The sequence below is a fragment of the Streptomyces sp. JH34 genome (assembly GCF_029428875.1).
Lineage (GTDB): Bacteria > Actinomycetota > Actinomycetes > Streptomycetales > Streptomycetaceae > Streptomyces.
Map to the genome: position 1 here is coordinate 4,901,704 of NZ_JAJSOO010000001.1, position 16,256 is coordinate 4,917,959.

General features: G+C 72.5%; 12 protein-coding genes and 1 tRNA gene. 8 read left to right on the forward strand and 5 right to left on the reverse strand.

Going from position 1 to position 16,256, the window contains the following annotated elements; genetic code table 11:
- Positions 1–184 precede the first annotated feature (184 nt).
- Positions 185–751, reverse strand: coding sequence for a GNAT family N-acetyltransferase (locus LWJ43_RS21925; RefSeq protein ID WP_277333926.1), 567 nt, complete (start codon positions 749–751; stop codon positions 185–187).
- Positions 752–926: 175 nt separating this feature from the next.
- Positions 927–2,192, reverse strand: a complete 1,266-nt coding sequence (locus LWJ43_RS21930) for a phosphoribosyltransferase family protein (protein WP_277333927.1) — start codon at positions 2,190–2,192, stop codon at positions 927–929.
- Between the two features lie 119 nt (positions 2,193–2,311).
- Here LWJ43_RS21930 and LWJ43_RS21935 point away from each other — a divergent pair, with 119 nt between their 5' ends.
- Positions 2,312–3,112, forward strand: a complete 801-nt coding sequence (locus LWJ43_RS21935) for an HAD-IIA family hydrolase (protein WP_277333928.1) — start codon at positions 2,312–2,314, stop codon at positions 3,110–3,112.
- Positions 3,113–3,274: 162 nt separating this feature from the next.
- On the opposite strand, the gene LWJ43_RS21940 is transcribed toward LWJ43_RS21935, so the two are convergent.
- Positions 3,275–3,347 (reverse strand) — tRNA-Arg (locus LWJ43_RS21940).
- 319 nt (positions 3,348–3,666) lie between these two features.
- On the opposite strand from LWJ43_RS21940, the gene LWJ43_RS21945 reads away from it, so the two are divergent.
- From LWJ43_RS21945 to LWJ43_RS21975, 7 genes are all read left to right on the forward strand, one after another.
- Positions 3,667–5,310 carry a GTPase domain-containing protein gene (locus tag LWJ43_RS21945; RefSeq protein ID WP_277333929.1) on the forward strand — a complete coding sequence of 548 codons (1,644 nt, stop codon included), beginning with the start codon at positions 3,667–3,669 and terminating at the stop codon, positions 5,308–5,310.
- Positions 5,307–7,241 (forward strand): YfjP family GTPase, encoded by a 1,935-nt coding sequence (locus tag LWJ43_RS21950; RefSeq protein WP_277333930.1) that lies wholly within the window; start codon positions 5,307–5,309, stop codon positions 7,239–7,241. The genes LWJ43_RS21945 and LWJ43_RS21950 overlap by 4 nt, the downstream gene beginning before the upstream one ends.
- Positions 7,242–7,406: 165 nt before the next feature.
- Positions 7,407–7,832 carry a single-stranded DNA-binding protein gene (locus LWJ43_RS21955; RefSeq protein ID WP_277333931.1) on the forward strand — a complete coding sequence of 142 codons (426 nt, stop codon included), beginning with the start codon at positions 7,407–7,409 and terminating at the stop codon, positions 7,830–7,832.
- A gap of 293 nt (positions 7,833–8,125) precedes the next feature.
- Entirely contained in the window at positions 8,126–9,499 is a 1,374-nt protein-coding gene (locus tag LWJ43_RS21960) for a Cys-Gln thioester bond-forming surface protein (protein WP_277335961.1), read from the forward strand.
- 207 nt (positions 9,500–9,706) lie between these two features.
- A complete protein-coding gene (ettA, locus tag LWJ43_RS21965) occupies positions 9,707–11,371 on the forward strand; it encodes an energy-dependent translational throttle protein EttA (RefSeq protein ID WP_277333932.1) in 1,665 nt (554 codons plus the stop codon).
- A gap of 5 nt (positions 11,372–11,376) precedes the next feature.
- A complete protein-coding gene (locus tag LWJ43_RS21970) occupies positions 11,377–11,799 on the forward strand; it encodes an acyl-CoA thioesterase (RefSeq protein WP_277333933.1) in 423 nt (140 codons plus the stop codon).
- Complete coding sequence (locus LWJ43_RS21975; protein WP_277333934.1) at positions 11,796–12,491, forward strand: hypothetical protein; 696 nt, start codon at positions 11,796–11,798, stop codon at positions 12,489–12,491. The genes LWJ43_RS21970 and LWJ43_RS21975 overlap by 4 nt, the downstream gene beginning before the upstream one ends.
- 49 nt (positions 12,492–12,540) lie before the next feature.
- Here LWJ43_RS21975 and LWJ43_RS21980 read toward each other — a convergent pair whose 3' ends face one another.
- Both LWJ43_RS21980 and LWJ43_RS21985 read right to left on the reverse strand, forming a co-directional pair.
- Entirely contained in the window at positions 12,541–13,497 is a 957-nt protein-coding gene (locus LWJ43_RS21980; protein ID WP_277333935.1) for an ABC transporter ATP-binding protein, read from the reverse strand.
- The gene (locus LWJ43_RS21985) at positions 13,494–16,256 is read right to left on the reverse strand and encodes an FtsX-like permease family protein (protein WP_277333936.1); all 2,763 of its coding nucleotides are present in this window, start codon (positions 16,254–16,256) and stop codon (positions 13,494–13,496) included. The genes LWJ43_RS21980 and LWJ43_RS21985 overlap by 4 nt, the downstream gene beginning before the upstream one ends.

A 16,256-nucleotide genomic window follows, 5' to 3' on the forward strand; every position in this document is an offset into this window, starting at 1 on the left:
CGCAGTCAATGGGTTGATGCCGAGAAGTTCCAGGACGGTGCCGCGATGTGCGACGTGTAGGGGAGGAACGGCTGGACACCCTTGACAGCCTTCGGGGCGGGCCACTATCTTCCGGCCCCTTGAATCGATTCACATCACGGTCGCGCATCGCTCCACTTACAAGTGCACACCAGGTGCCGACCGTTCATGGACCGACGGCGAGGCCGGCGGCTGCCGGATGGTCCGGCCCGAGGAGGACGACGAGCCCGGCCCGGCCGGGGACCGGCACCGGGACCTGGACCCACCCCGCGCGTCGGTAGAACCGCAGTGTCGCCCCGGCGCGCACGGAAGTGAGCAGCCGGCACCGTCCGCCCGGCGCGGCCCCGGTGACCGCCGACAGCAGCGCCGCGCCCAGTCCGGCGCTGCGGAGGTGGGGGGAGACGGCCAACTCGTCCACCTCGACGGCCCCGCACAGCCACGCCGTGACGCGGTCGGGTCCGAGTGCGCGGGCGACGTGCCCGTGACTGCGGCCGGAAGGGAAGGTGCCTGGTGTGGTCCAGGCGGTGGCGAAGCCGCCGACAGTGTGCCCGTCGAGCGCCAGGGCGGCGGTGAACCCGGGGCGCCCGGCGTCGTCGCCGAGCCGCTCGACGTACAGACGGCCCGTCGCCGGGTCCTCGTTCCACGGCGGCGCCGAGAACGCTTCGGAGTGCACCCGCCGGATCCCTTCGGCGTACTCGGCGAGGCTCGCGCTCCCGACCTGTCGGACCCGCATCACCGCACCAACTCCCCGCCCCGCGAATCCCGTGCCCGCTACTTCCTGCCCGACTCCCTGCCCCGCGACTCCGTGGCCGCAACCTCTCTCTCGCAACTCGCGGAGAGGACAGGTCGGGTCGGCGTACCCGGGGCGCGTCCGCACACCGCGTGGCAACGCCCGCGGCTCGCGGCGGCTACCGGAGGAGATGCGCCGTGAACCAGTCACGAGCCAGGTCCGCGACACGGTCCAGGGTGCCCGGCTCCTCGAACAGATGGGTCGCGCCCGGGACGATCTCCAGCCGGTTCTCGCAGCGCAACGCGGCCTGCGCCTGCCGGTTGAGGTCGATCACCGTCGTGTCGTCGCCGCCCACGATGAGCAGGGTGGGTGCGCGGACCCCCGCCAGATCGGCCCCGGCCAGATCGGGCCGCCCGCCGCGGGAGACCACGGCGCCGACCCCCGAGTCCGCCGCGGCGGCGGCCCGCAGCGCCGCCGCCGCCCCGGTGCTCGCCCCGAACGAGCCGACCGGGAGGGGGACGCGGCGCCGCAGCCAGCCGGTGGTGTCCGCGAGCCGCCCGGCCAGCAGACCGATGTCGAAGACATTGGCGCGGTGGACCTCCTCCCCGGGGGTGAGCAGGTCGAAGAGCAGCGTGCCCAGACCGGCGCGGTTCAGGGCGGCGGCCACGGAACGGTTGCGCGGGCTGCGGCGGCTGCTGCCCGAACCATGGGCGAACACCACGACCGCCCCGGCGTCCGCGGGGAGCACCAGGTCTCCGGTGAGCGCTACCCCGCCCGCGTCCACCTCGACCTCCTCGGCCGGGACGACAGTCGCGGAGGCCCGCGCCAGCAGGGCGACGACCTCCTCGTCGGAGGTCTGGGAGAAGTCCCGGTACCACTCGCCCACGGCCGAGAAGAAGCTCGGCGTGGACAGGCAGACGACCTCGTCGACGTCCTCACGCAGCCCGGCGGCGACATCCGGCGACGCGACCGGCACGGCCAGGACGACGTGGGCGGCGCCCTGGGCCCGCACCACCTGGCAGGCTGCCCTCGCGGTCGCCCCGGTGGCGACCCCGTCGTCCACCACGACCACCGCGCGCCCCTTCAGCGGCAGGCGTGGCCGGCCCTCGCGGTAGGCGTGCGCCCGACGCACGAGCTCCGCCTCCTCGGCGCGTTCCACGGCCACGAGGTCCTTCTCGCCGACCCCGGTCCGGCGGACGATCTCCTCGCTGATCACCCGCACCCCGCCCTCTCCGATGGCGCCGAACCCCAGTTCGGGGTGGTACGGCACCCCGAGCTTGCGGACCACGATGACATCGAGGGGGGCGCCGAGGGCCTGTGCGACCTCGTACGCCACCGGGACCCCGCCACGCGGCAGCCCCAGGACGACCGGATCGCGTCTGCTCAGGTGCCCCAGTGCCACGGCGAGCCGACGTCCGGCGTCCGTGCGGTCGGTGAACTGCACGGTGGTTCACCTCCAAGAGAGGTCTCCATCAGTGAGGAAGCGCGGAACACACACGCACACCCCCACCTTCGAAACAATCCCATTTGCGCTGGTTCGGCAAGTCGGGGACGGTCGGTCGTATGGAGCGAATCGGCGCGGTCCTGATCGACATCGACGGCGTACTCACCGTGTCCTGGGAGCCGCTGCCCGGCGCTGTGGAGGCCATGGAGGCCCTGCGGACCGCGGGGGTACCGCTGGCGCTGGTCACCAACACCACGTCCCGGACGCGCGCGGCGATCGCCCGGCGGCTCGCGGACTCCGGATTCCCCGTCGGCCCCGAAGACGTCCTCACGGCGCCCGCCGTCACCGCGGCCCACCTGCGCGAGCGGCACCCCGGAGCGCGTTGCCTGCTGATCAACACCGGTGACGTGCGGGGTGACCTGTCCGGGGTGCCCCTCGTCGAGGAGGAGGACACGGAGGGTGCCGTGCCCGACGTCGTCGTCCTCGGCGGCGCGGGCACCGCCTTCACCTACGCCGCGATCAACCGCGCCTTCCATCTCGTCCAGCAGGGCGCGGCCCTCGTAGCCATGCACCGCAACCTGTACTGGCGCACCGCGGACGGACTCGACCTCGACACCGGCGCCTTCCTCCTCGGCCTGGAGCGTGCCGCGCGCACCGAGGCGGTCGTCACCGGAAAGCCGTCCGGGGCGTTCTTCGCCGCAGCGCTGGCGCACCTCGGCGCCGACCCCGCCCGGACGCTGATGGTGGGCGACGACATCGAGACGGACGTGCTGGCCGCCCAGCGCCACGGCATGACCGGGGCACTGGTGAGGACAGGCAAGTACCGGCCGGAGACCCTTGCGGCCGCCGACGGCACCCCGGACCACGTCGTGGACTCCTTCGCCGACGTACCCGCCCTGCTCGAACGGCTGAGGAGCTGACACCTGCCTGACGGGAAGCCGAACGTGCCTGCCGGCCGCGGAACTCGAGCGCACCCGCCGACGGCCGCAGTGCTTACGCCCGCGCTACGCCATGGTCGCTACGGTGCTGCGGGCCAGGGAAAAGGCCCTCCCGAGGGAGGGCCTGACGTGCTGCGGCGGGAGCGCCCCCGGCAGGACTCGAACCTGCGGCCAAGCGCTTAGAAGGCGCCTGCTCTATCCACTGAGCTACGGGGGCCGGGTGTCGGCCTGGTGCCCCGGAGGGCGCTGGTTCAAGCCATCTGCGGACCTTGCCGGGACAAGGATAGGGCTCAGATCGCCTCCTCCCGGTTGCTTCACCTGCGTGGCACGATGTGGAGGTTCGGTGAAGCGAACCGATAATCGCAGGTAGGTGCGATTGATGCATCGCTTTTCGCGTCTCGCGCCCCGGGTGTTGTGCACTCGTTATGCCTGCGCCCCACTCGTCCCCTCTGTCCCCCAGGGTGGATCCGCCGCGCAGAGAGGTCTATACGCTTCAAAAAGGCTCCAAAATTGGGCATTCTTCACATGTGGTAACCATGGATGTACGGCCCCAGCTCATCGACGCACTTTCCGCCCTGCGCGACCGTGTCGCTGCCGTGCGTCTTCCACTGCCGCTGCCGGGCGCCCCGCGCGCCCGGCAGACGCGGACCGAACTGCTCGCCCAGCTCGACGACTACCTCGTACCCCGGCTCAAGGACCCCGAGGCACCGCTGCTCGCGGTCATCGGGGGATCCACCGGCGCGGGCAAGTCGACGCTCGTCAACTCGCTGGTCGGGTGCCGGGTCAGCGAGGCCGGGGTGCTGCGCCCCACCACGCGGACCCCCGTGCTCGTCTGCCACCCGGACGACCACCACTGGTTCGCCGGGGTACGCGTGCTGCCGCAGCTGACACGGGTGTGGCTGCCCCCGGGACAGGTCCCGGACCCGGACGGCCTCGACCACCTCGGGATCGACGGTGACCGGGACGACACCGTGCTGCGGGTCGAGACCGCGGCGACCCTGCCCCGGGGCCTCGCGCTCCTCGACGCCCCCGACATCGACTCGCTCGTCGTGCGGAACCGGGTCCTGGCGGCCGAGCTCATCTGCGCCGCCGACGTCTGGGTCATGGTGACCACGGCGTCCCGGTACGCCGACGCCGTGCCGTGGCATCTGCTGCGTACCGCAAAGGAGTACGACGCGTCCCTGGTCACCGTCCTGGACCGGGTGCCCCACCAGGTGATCGCCGAGGTGTCACGGCAGTACGCCGCCCTGCTCACCCGGGCCGGCCTCGGCGATGTGCCCCGCTTCACCATCCCGGAGCTCCCCGAGTCCGCGGGCGGGGGCAGCGGTCTGCTGCCCACCACCGCCGTGGCGCCCCTGCGCGCCTGGCTCACCCACCGGGCGCAGGACCCCGCGGCCCGTCAGCAGGCCGTGGGGCGTACGGCCTCCGGGGTCATCGACTCGCTCAACGTACGGATGCCCGAGCTGGCCGGGGCGGTGGCCGCGCAGTACGCGGCGGCCGTGCGCCTCACCGGCGTCGTCGAGGAGGCGTACGGCAAGGAGCTGTCACGCGTGCGGCGGCGGCTGCAGAACGGCGCGGTGCTGGCCGGCGGCGCACGGACCCGGTGGCGTGGATACCCCCTGTACAGCACCGCGGGGGAGCTGCTGGACGCTCTGGTGGAGAGTCTCGTGGCCCTGTTGCAGTGCGCCGTGGCGGCCTCCGACGAGCAGATCCGCGCGACCTGGCAGCGCGAGCCCGCCGCCGGGATCTTCCGGTTCGAGGACGCCGGCCGGGAGGACGGCGGGTGGGGGCCCGCCGAGGACGTCCAGGGCCGGATCGGCATGGCCGTACGGCGTTGGCGGCGAGTACTGGAGGAACTCGCCGAGGAGGAGGCGCGGCTGCTCGAACGCAACGCGGCGCCCGACGCCGAGACGGTGGCGGCGCTCCTGGCCGCCGCCCTCCTCGGCGGACGCCGCGCCAGGGGCGCGGGGGAGCAGCTCGCCGAACGGATCGGCGCCCAGGGGGCGCTGCGCCTCCGCGACAAGGGCGGGGCGCTGCTCACCGGGTGCCTGGACCAGGTCATGCACGGCGAGCGCGACCGGCGCCTCGCACCGCTGGACGCACTCGAGGTCACCCCCGAGCCCCAGGCCGAACTCATCGCCGCGCTGTCCCTACTGCAGAAGGAGAGGTGGCAGCGATGACTGCCGTCACTGACCAGGGCCGGGACCACGGGCAGGGGAACGGACCCGGGGGAGAGGACGCGGGGGAGGCCCCGGGCGACGACGCGCGCCGCTGGGACGACGGGCTCATCGCCCGCCGTGCCGCCGAGGCCGCGCAGGAGAGGCTCGAGACCGAACGGCCTCCACAGGACGATGCGGGGCCCGAGGCCGAGGCGTACGCGATGCCAGGCAGCTCCCTCCGGCCGCGGCTGGACGCACTGCGTGAGCTGGTGGGGCTCTCCCGCGCCCGGCTCGACGCGGCCACCCTGACCGAGGCGGGGCGCGTGCTCGACGAGGCCTCTGCCCGCCAGCGGCTCTCGTCCCGGCACACGGTCGTCGCCGTCGCGGGGGCCACCGGCAGCGGGAAGTCCACCCTCTTCAACGCGCTCGCGGGCGTGCAGATCTCCGACACCGGGCTGCGCAGGCCGACCACCTCGGCGCCCATCGCCTGCAGTTGGACCGACGGTGCCGCGGGGCTGCTCGACCGGCTGGCCATCCCCGGACGGCTCCGGCGCAGGCCGGTGCAGGGCGGAACGGCCGTCGACGAGGCACTGCAGGGACTCGTGCTGGTGGACCTGCCCGACCACGACTCGGCGGCGACCGGACACCGTGAGCAGGTGGACCGGGTGCTGGCCCTGGTCGACGCGGTGATCTGGGTCGTCGACCCGGAGAAGTACGCCGACGCGGCCCTGCACGAACGCTATCTGCGGCCGCTCGCAGGGCACGCCGAGATCTCCTTCGTCGTGCTCAACCAGATCGACCGGCTGTCCGGCGAGGCCGCCGACCTGGTCCTGGACGATCTGCGCCGGCTGCTCGACGAGGACGGCATGGCGGTGGGGGAGCACGGTGAACCCGGCGTCACGGTCATGTCGTTGTCCGCGCTCACCGGAGCGGGGGTGGGCGACCTGCGCGAACTGCTCGGCAGATTCGTCCAGGACCGCACGGCGGCGGCGCGCAGACTGTCCGCCGACGTGGACGCCGCCGCCGCCCGGCTCAGGTCGGTGTACGTCGCCGACGGGCGGCCCGGGCTCGGCGAGCGGGCCCGCGACGAGTTCACCGAGCGGCTCGCGGAGGCCGTCGGCGCGGCGGCGGCCGGGCAGGCCGCGGAGCGTGAGTGGCGCAGGAACGCGGGGCGGGCCTGCGGGACCCCCTGGCTGCGGCTCTGGCGTTGGTACGAGTCCACCCGGCAGCTCGGGGGACTCGACCTGATGGCGCAGGTGCTCGCTCCTCCGGAGGAGGAGCTCACCGCCCGGCAGCGGGTGGAGCAGGCCGTACGGCAGCTGGCGGACGCCGCCGTCGACGGGCTGCCCGCACCGTGGGCGCAGGCGGTGCGCGAGGCGGCGGTGAACGGGGCAGGGGGACTGCCCGAGGCACTGGACGACCTGTCACGGAACGCGCAGGCGGGAGGCGGCGGCCGGGGCCGTGGAGGGAACACGGACACCAGGTCCGGACACACCACGGCCGTGGGGCAGGGAAAGCGTGGTTCCGCGTCGGCGGTCAGGACGTCCCCACCCGTCACCGGCGCCACGGGGAGCCGCGGCACCCGGCCGCCGCGTCCGGCGTGGTGGCCGGCGGCGGTACTCGCGCAGGCCTCGATGACGCTGCTCCAGATCTTCGGGGGCCTGTGGCTGCTCGGCCAGATCGTGGGCGTGCTCGAACCCGGACTGCTCACCCCGGCGCTGCTCATGCTCGCGGGAGTGGTCGGCGGGCCGCTCGTGGAGTGGTCGTGCGCGGCGGCGGCACGGGGGCCGGCGCGCCGGTACGGGCAGGAGGCGGAGCGGCGGCTCCGCGAGGCCGCGGCCGGCTGCGGCAGGGCCAGGGTCCTCGACCCGGTGTCGGCGGAACTGGCGCGCTACCGCGAGGTGCGGGAGCGCTATGTGGCGGTGACGGAGTTCTCCACAACCGGCGGGTAATCCACAGGCCCCGACGGGATTCCCGGTTTCCGTCCAGCATGGTTCCCGGCGGATCGGACGGAGGCGCCCGACCGCACGTCGTCGCACCGCACCTCACCACATCGGTGCAGGGCGGACAGCGGGACGGAAAGCGGCCGGAAGCGGCAGGGAATCGGGGGACGGGAAATGAACGAGACCATGGTGACGCTGGTGGGAAACGCGGCGACCCCGGTGGATTTCAGGGAGACGGCGACGGGATCGACGGCACGATTCCGGCTGGCGGTGACACCCCGGCGGTGGGACCGGGAACAGCAGGTCTGGACGGACGGCAGCACCGGCTTCTACACGGTGTGGGCACGGCGGACACTCGCGGCGAACCTGTCCGGTTCGGTCTCGGTCGGAGAGCCGCTCGTCGTCCACGGCCGCCTGAAGGTGCGGGAGGAGGAGCGGGACGGGGTGTGGAGGACCTCCGTGGACATCGACGCCGTGGCGGTGGGGCACGACCTGACCAGGGGGACGGCGGCGTTCCGGCGCGTGGTCAGGGCCGATCCCGCCCTGACAGACCCTACGTACCGTCAGAAACCGGCCACAGAAATGGCGTCGGTGTCCTGAAGGGGAGGGGGCGCGCCGAACAGGCCGATAACGATTACGAGTCGGAATGCTTATCTGACGGCATGACGGGGGAATCCACTTCGCTCGCTCCTTACGATTCCCCCGTACTCATGCGGCACTTGAGTTTGCTGGCGAGGCACCTCCCACACGCACACCACGCGTGAAGGTCTCGCCCGGAGGGGAATTCTGTGATTTCTGTGTCTTCAGCGTTCGCTTCGTCGTCCACGGCGGCGACGGAGGGCTCCCCAGGGGGCCGGAGCAAGGGCCGCGGTCTCGTCAGGTCGGCCGCCGCGATGCTGGCCACCGGTCTGGTCGCTGCGGGAACGATCGTCGGAGCGACGGCCGCCTCGGCCGCGCCGACGGACGAGACGGGTCAGCACCAGGGTGGTGCGGTCGCCGTACTGGACGGTCTGAAGACCTACGGCACCGCCCAGCTCGACACCGGCAAGGGCAACGAGCCCCAGGAGCTGCCCGCCGGCCTGTTCGAGATGAAGGTCGACGGCGGCGGCACGATCCAGACGTACTGCATCGACTTCCACACGCCCACCAAGGACGGCGCGAAGTACCTGGAGACCCCCTGGGACCAGTCCTCGCTCGGTGCCAACGACGACGCCGGCAAGGTGCGCTGGATCCTGCAGCACTCCTACCCGCAGGTCAACGACTTCGCGGCGCTCGCCAAGACGGCCGGTACCGGCCAGCTCGACGCGAAGACCGCCGCCGCCGGCACCCAGGTCGCCATCTGGCGCTTCTCGGACAAGGCCGACGTGACGGCCAAGGACGAGAACGCCGAGAAGCTCGCCGACTGGCTGGAGGCGAACGCGAAGAACGTCGCGGAGCCCAAGGCGTCCGTGGGGCTGTCTCCGGCCGCGGTCTCCGGCAAGGCCGGTGAGAAGCTGGGTCCGATCACCGTCCACACCGACGCCGGCCAGGTCTCGGTGGCACCGCCCGCCGACGCCGCCGCCAGCGGGATCCAGGTCACCGACAAGGCCGGCAAGTCCGTCACCGAGGCCGCCGACGGCTCCGACCTCTACTTCTCCGTCCCCGAGGACGCCACCGACGGCTCCGCCGCGCTGACCGTCCAGGCCACCACCTCCGTGCCCGTGGGCCGGGTCTTCGCCGGGCTGATCAAGAGCCAGACGATGATCCTCGCCGGCTCCAGTGAGTCGACCGTCTCCGCGACGGCGACCGCCACCTGGGCCGAGAAGGGTGCCGTCCCGGCGGTCACCGCGCAGAAGAACTGCGCCAAGGGCGGCGTCGACATCACCGCGAGCAACACGGGTGACGAGGCGTTCACCTTCGAGCTCGCCGGCACCGAGCACACCATCCCGGCCGGTGAGACCCGCACGGTGACGATCCCGGTCGGCGAGGACGAGGCCTACGACTTCACGATCACCGGCCCCGGCGGCTTCAGCAAGAACTTCAAGGGCGTCCTGGACTGCGAGACCGCGGGCACCCCCGCCCCCGGTGACGACACCACGACCCAGACCGGTTCCGAGCCCACGCCCGCGCCCGCCGCGAGCACCCCGGGCACCGAGGGTGACCTCGCCGCGACCGGCGGTTCCAGCGCCACCCCCGTCATCGCGGGTGTCGCCATCGCCCTCGTCGTCCTCGGCGGCGGCGCGGTCTTCATGCTTCGCCGTAAGAAGCCGCAGACCAGCGGTGAGTGACTGAACACAGGCGCAGCGGGAATGCGCCGGTGAAGGGCCTGGTACGGACCTCCGTACCAGGCCCTTCGTGCTCCCCGGGCCCCTCCGGCCGGACCGCCCGCAGGGGCCGGGCCCGTTCCGGGGACCGGACTGGTTTCCTTCCGGGCACGGACGTCAGGCAAGATGGGTGTATCTGCCCACACCTCTATTGCTGCCGGACGGTTTCTCTTGGCTGAGTACATCTACACCATGCGCAAGACGCGCAAAGCGCACGGCGACAAGGTGATTCTCGATGACGTCAACCTGAACTTCCTGCCCGGCGCGAAGATCGGTGTCGTGGGCCCCAACGGCGCCGGTAAGTCCACGGTGCTGAAGATCATGGCGGGCCTGGAGCAGCCGTCCAACGGTGACGCCTTCATCTCGCCCGGCTTCAGCGTCGGCATCCTCATGCAGGAGCCGAAGCTCGACGAGTCGAAGACCGTCCTCGAGAACGTCCAGGACGGCGCCGCCGAGACCATGGGCAAGCTCAAGCGCTTCAACGAGGTCGCCGAGCTGATGGCGACCGACTACTCCGACGCGCTCATGGACGAGATGGGCAAGCTCCAGGAGGACCTGGACCACGCCAACGCCTGGGACCTCGACGCCCAGCTGGAGCAGGCCATGGACGCCCTGGGCTGCCCGCCCGGCGACTGGCCCGTCAACAACCTCTCCGGCGGCGAGAAGCGCCGTGTGGCGCTCTGCAAGCTGCTCATCGAGGCCCCGGACCTCCTCCTCCTCGACGAGCCCACCAACCACCTCGACGCCGAGTCGGTGAACTGGCTGGAGCAGCACCTCTCGAAGTACGCGGGCGCCGTCGTCGCCGTCACGCACGACCGGTACTTCCTGAACAACGTCGCCGAGTGGATCCTCGAGCTCGACCGGGGCCGCGCCCTGCCCTACGAGGGCAACTACTCCACGTACCTCGACAAGAAGGCCACCCGCCTCAAGGTCGAGGGCCGCAAGGACGAGAAGCGCGCCAAGAGGCTCAAGGAAGAGCTGGAGTGGGTCCGCTCCAACGCCAAGGGCCGGCAGACCAAGTCCAAGGCACGTCTCGCCCGTTACGAGGAGATGGCGGCCGAGGCGGACAAGATGCGGAAGCTGGACTTCGAGGAGATCCAGATCCCGCCGGGCCCGCGGCTCGGTTCCATCGTCGTCGAGGTCGAGAACCTCTCGAAGGCCTTCGGCGACAAGGTCCTCATCGACGACCTGTCGTTCACGCTGCCGCGCAACGGCATCGTCGGCGTCATCGGTCCGAACGGCGCGGGCAAGACCACGCTGTTCAAGATGATCCAGGGCCTGGAGACCCCCGACTCCGGCGCCATCAAGGTCGGCGACACGGTCAAGATCTCCTACGTCGACCAGTCCCGCGCCAACATCGACCCCAAGAAGACCCTCTGGGCCGTCGTGTCGGACGAGCTGGACTACATCAACGTCGGCCAGGTCGAGATGCCCTCGCGGGCGTACGTCTCCGCGTTCGGCTTCAAGGGCCCGGACCAGCAGAAGCCGGCCGGTGTCCTCTCCGGTGGTGAGCGCAACCGCCTGAACCTCGCGCTGACGCTCAAGGAGGGCGGCAACCTGCTGCTCCTCGACGAGCCCACCAACGACCTCGACGTCGAGACCCTGTCCTCGCTCGAGAACGCGCTGCTGGAGTTCCCCGGAGCAGCTGTGGTCATCTCCCACGACCGCTGGTTCCTGGACCGCGTCGCCACGCACATCCTGGCGTACGAGGGCGACTCCAAGTGGTACTGGTTCGAGGGCAACTTCGAGTCGTACGAGAAGAACAAGGTCGAGCGCCTCGGTGCGGACGCGGCCCGCCCGCACCGTGCCACCTACAAGAAGCTCACGCGAGGCTGATCGACTTGGCCCGTCACATCTACAGCTGCCCGCTCCGCTGGTCGGACATGGATGCCTTCGGCCACGTGAACAACGTGGTCTTCCTCCGCTACCTGGAGGAGGCGCGCATCGACTTCATGTTCCGGCTGGCGCCGGGGGACGGTTCGCCGTCCTTCTCGGGCGGCTCCGTCGTGGCCCGGCACGAGATCGACTACGTGCGGCCGCTGGTCCACCGGCACGCGCCGGTGACCATCGAGTCCTGGGTCACGAAGATGACCGCCGCCTCGCTCACCATCGCCTACGAGGTGAAGGACCCCGAGCAGGTCTACGTACGGGCGTCGACGGTCGTCGTGCCCTACGACCTGGCCGAGGGGCGGCCCCGGCGGATCACGGCCGAGGAGAAGCTCTTCCTGCAGGAGTACCTCGACCAGGAGCCCGCCGTCGCATGACAGTGCCCGTACGGTCCCCGCGGTTCGCCGACGTGAGGGAGGCGGCGGATCTCGCCGCCTTCCTCCGCCGGCTGCTGCACTACGACCGGGCCGCCGCCGTCCGTCTCCAGGCGGGCGGCGGCGCACTGGCCGTCTTCGGCAGGCCGCCGTCGTTCGAGGTCCTCGCGATCCGGACGGCCCGGCTGTCAGCGGCCCACGAGTTCGACGTCACGGTCTCGGCCGGTGAACTCCTCGAATCACTGGACACGGACGGGACCGACGGCGAGGCCGGCGTGAGCGCGTTGCCGTCCCCCGTCACCGGGCCGCCGTGGGCGGGCATGCTGCCGCCGCGCGGAGGCTGGCAGGAACGTCCCGGGCTGCCCGGGCCCGTCGACCTCCGCACCCGGCTCGCCGACGCCGTCGCCGAATTCCGCTCCCGCGACGCGGCGTTGCCCGAGGAACGGCGTACCCGGGCGGAACGCGACCTGATCGGCCGCGACATCTGGTCCCGGACGGTCGGGGACACGGAACTGCCGCTCCGCGCGGTGCACGCCGCCCAGTCCCTCGGCTTCCTGCGCCCGGCGCCCGACTTCCCCGTCGCACTGCTCACGGCCGGTTCCTGGCTGCGGCTGCGCACGCCGTTCGGTTCGATCGCCCTGCGGGGCACGGGCGGCGGCCTCGGCACGCTCGCCGTGACGGTCGGGACCGTCTGAGGAACGGCGCCCCCTGGCCGGGACCGGCCGTGGTCCTCCGTGGCCCGCCCTACTCCTTCGGCGCGTCCGGCCACACCCCGATGTGGTCCTGCTCCAGCTCCAGCATCACCCGGTGCTCCATCCCCAGGGCCTCCGTGTAGTCCGCGGGCAGCTGGAGCCTGCCTGCCCGGTCGAGCATCGCGTACTCCCGCGCCACCTGGGACTCCTGCCCCGTCGCCGCGTCCACCTCGGTACGCCGGAGGACCTCGGAGGACGTGCGGCCGTCGCGGATCGCGACCGTACGGCGCACCTCGCCCGCCACAGCCTGGTCGTGCGTGACGATCACGATCGTGGTCCCGAGCTCCTCGTTGGCCCGGCGGAACGCTGCGAACACCTGCTCGCCGGTCGCGGAGTCCAGCTCACCGGTCGGTTCGTCGGCGAGCAGCACCGACGGGTTGTTGGCGAGGGCCACCGCGATCGCCACCCTTTGCTGCTGGCCGCCGGACATCTGGGCGGGGCGGCGGTCACGGCAGTCCGCGACGTCCAGCATCGTCAGCAACGACTCGGCCCGCGCGGCCCGTTCGCGGTTCCGGCCACCGCCGCGCAGCTGCATGGGGAGCGTGATGTTCTGGACTGCGGTCAGGTACGACAGCAGGTTGCGGGAGGTCTGCTGCCAGACGAAACCGACGACGTCCCGACGGTACCGCAGCCGCTCCTTCGGTCCCATCGCCAGCAGATCGCAGCCCGCCACCTTCGCCGACCCCGCCGTCGGGACGTCCAGACCCGCCAGGATGTTCATCAGCGTCGACTTCCCGCTGCCCGAGGCCCCCACCAGGGCCATCAACTCGCCCTCGGTGACCAGGAGATCGAGTCCCTGGAGCGCCTGCACCTCCACACCGTCCGCGGAGAAGACGCGGACCAGCCGGTCGCACGCGATCAGGGCGTCGTGCCCGTACGAAGGCCGGTCGCGGCGCGCGGCGGCCCGCTCCTCGAGTTCCGCCAGCGTGGTCTCTGTCGACGATGTCACCGGGTGTCTCCTGCCCTGAGTTCCTTGATCGAGCCACGGCGGCTCGCCCACCACGCCTGGACGCCGGCGACGGCGGCGGCGAGGACGACCACCCCGACCGCCGGAAGTGCGAGCGACGTGAGGTCGGCCCGCAGCGAAGCGGTGTGCCCCGCCGACGGGTCACCGTCGGCCAGTGCCAGTGCCCCCAGATCGATACCCGGTGCGAGCAGGGCGATGGTCGCCCAGCCGACGACGAGCCCGCCGGACGCCGCCAGCAGCGCCTGGGGCATCGCCTCGGACGCGAGGAGGCGTCGGCCCTGCCGGGTGGTGAGCCCCATGGTGCGCAGCCGGGCCAGGAGCGTGGTGCGCTCCGGCGCGGTCTGCAGCAGGGAGAGGAGCACAGCGAGCAGCGCGTAACCCGCGCCCGCCACGACCGCCGCCCCGTAGATCCGTTCCGCGCCCGACTGCATCGGGGTGTCCGTGAACCTGTCGCGCTCCGCCGACCGCAGCCGCACCGCGAACTCCGGTCCGGCCTCCCGCGCGGCGGCCCGCAACCGCTGCCCGTCGAGCGAGGAACCGGTGACCAGCAGCGTCGTCGCGCCCGGCCGTGCCAGCCTCTTCGCGTCGACGACCACGAACTCGGAGTCGGTCACCGCGGAGGTGCGGGGGAGCACCCCGGCGACCCGCACCGTGATGTCCCCCGCCTCGGACCGGACGGTGTGCGGCCGGTCGCCGAGCAGCCGCGCGACCCCGGGCGAGACGACCGCGGGGAGCGCCTTCCCCGGCCCGTCCCCGAGCGCGGACGTCGGAAAGGCCGGCAGCCCGGTGCCGAGGGCCAGGCGCGCGTACGACTCCGGCTCGACACCCACCAGCGTGACGCGCTCCGTGTCCGACCTGACGGCCGAGGAAGCCGCCAACGGTGTCCCGTACTCGATGCGTACGGGTGCGACGTCCGTGACCCCCTCCGTCTCCCGCACCTGCCGGAGGAGGCCGCCGGAGACCGGGGCCGGCCCGCCCTCACCGCTGATCCTGGCTTCCGCACCGACCGCCCGCAGCGACGCCTCGTCCCGTGCGTCCGCGACCCCCGCGAGCACCGAACCGCCGAACGCCGCCGTGGTGAGCGCGATCAGCAGGGCGAGCAGGGGGAGCGTGCCGCTCGACGACGCCCGGCCCGCGCGGGCCAGCGACAGGAAACCGACCGCTCCGCGCAACCGCGCCACGGGACGCGCCGCCAGCCGCAGCGGCAGCGGGTAGAGCCGCACGAGGACGAGCGCGGCGATCAGCCCCACCAGGACAGGCGCGGAACTGACCAGCAGATCGCCTTCCGAGCCCGTCGACGTACCGCGGCGGCGCAGGGCCGCGACGGCGCCGACCGCCAGGACGAGCACGGTCAGTTCGGCCACGGTACGGCGCCGGGAGGGCCTGGCGCTCATCACGTCGTCGCGGGCGCCGTGCAGCATCGGCCTGCGGTGGTGCAGGGCCGTGCGCAGCGGCAGCACCACGCAGAGGGCCGCGACCAGCGCTGCGCCCACCAGCGCCGGCAGGAACCGCGCCTCGTGGACGAGCAGGACGGCCGCCGCCAGACCGAGCGCCGCAGCCGGCACCACCGACACCGCCGTCTCGGCCAGCAGCCGACCGCCGATGCCGCGCAGGGACCCGCCACGGGAGCGCAGCAGGGCGAGTTCATGGTGGCGGCGGGCACCGATCAGACCGCCCGTCATCAGCAGGACGACGGCGGCCACCGCCCCGATGCCCACGGCGGCGACCATCACGACGGGCCCGATCGCGGTGCGCATCGAGGAGTAGGCGCCGAGGATCGCGTCGAGGCCGGTGGTGAGCGTGGTGTTCGGCCCGGCGATGTCGCGCAGTTCCAGCAGGCCGGGACCGTTCTCCACGGCCGCGATCCCGGTCTCCAGCGCGGGCACGTCGGCCGCGGTCAGCCCAGAGGCGTCCGGGGCGAGCCGCCAGTACATCTCCGGCTCACCGGTGGTGGCGAGCAGGGCCGGCCCCGTGTCCTGGGCCAGCAGCAGCGTGGCCCGCCAGTAGAAGACGGGCGCCGGGGACCCCGGGTCCCTGATCAGGGACGGGGCTCGCAACAGCGGGTCGACCGCCCAGTAGCCGCTCCCGGGCCGCGAGGGGGCGACGACGCCGGTGACCCGTACGGTGAGCGACGTGCCTTTCTGGGTCGGCACCGTGACGGTGGAGCCCGGCTTCATCTTCAGCTCCGCCGCCGTCTCCTCGGTGACGGCTGCCTCCACCTCCCGGGTGTCCAGCGTCACCGTGCCCCGCGCCTCGGGCCAGCGCCCCGACCGCAGGGTGCTGTGGTCGGGCAGTGCCGAGGGGGCGGCGTAGGTGAGCTGCGGCGGCAGCGCGTCGGGGCGGGGCAGCCACGGCTCGTCCGCGACGAGAGGCTTCGTGGTGTGCACCCCGTACGAGGAGGCGGGCACGTCCGCGCGTACCGGGTCGGGCAGCGCCCCGATCAGCGCACCGTGGGCCGAGGCCAGGGCCTTCTCCCGCATCGCGGCCTCACGCACCGAGGGTGCCTGGCCGAGCGGGGGCGGAAGTGTCGTCACCTCGAGCACGCTCTGTCCCGGGGACGCGGTCGTGACGTCATGGCGCAGCGCCTGCGTCTCGTACGCGTCCACGGAGCGCGGGAAGGCGGCGGCGAGGAAGGCGGTCAGGAACACCAGGACGGCCAGGGCGGCGGAGATGCCGGGTGCGGTGCGCAGCCGCGTACGCACCCAAGGGGCGCAGGCAGCCGGGATCTTGGCGGCGTTCAT

Bases quoted from the DNA above. Each gene is read 5' to 3' on its own strand.
- LWJ43_RS21950 (WP_277333930.1), top strand. From the start codon at position 5,307: ATGACTGCCGTCACTGACCAGGGCCGGGACCACGGGCAGGGGAACGGA.
- LWJ43_RS21960 (WP_277335961.1), top strand. From the start codon at position 8,126: ATGCTGGCCACCGGTCTGGTCGCTGCGGGAACGATCGTCGGAGCGACG.
- LWJ43_RS21955 (WP_277333931.1), top strand. From the start codon at position 7,407: ATGAACGAGACCATGGTGACGCTGGTGGGAAACGCGGCGACCCCGGTG.
- LWJ43_RS21925 (WP_277333926.1), bottom strand. From the start codon at position 751: ATGCGGGTCCGACAGGTCGGGAGCGCGAGCCTCGCCGAGTACGCCGAA.
- LWJ43_RS21935 (WP_277333928.1), top strand. From the start codon at position 2,312: ATGGAGCGAATCGGCGCGGTCCTGATCGACATCGACGGCGTACTCACC.
- LWJ43_RS21985 (WP_277333936.1), bottom strand. From the start codon at position 16,256: ATGAACGCCGCCAAGATCCCGGCTGCCTGCGCCCCTTGGGTGCGTACG.
- LWJ43_RS21975 (WP_277333934.1), top strand. From the start codon at position 11,796: ATGACAGTGCCCGTACGGTCCCCGCGGTTCGCCGACGTGAGGGAGGCG.
- LWJ43_RS21945 (WP_277333929.1), top strand. From the start codon at position 3,667: ATGGATGTACGGCCCCAGCTCATCGACGCACTTTCCGCCCTGCGCGAC.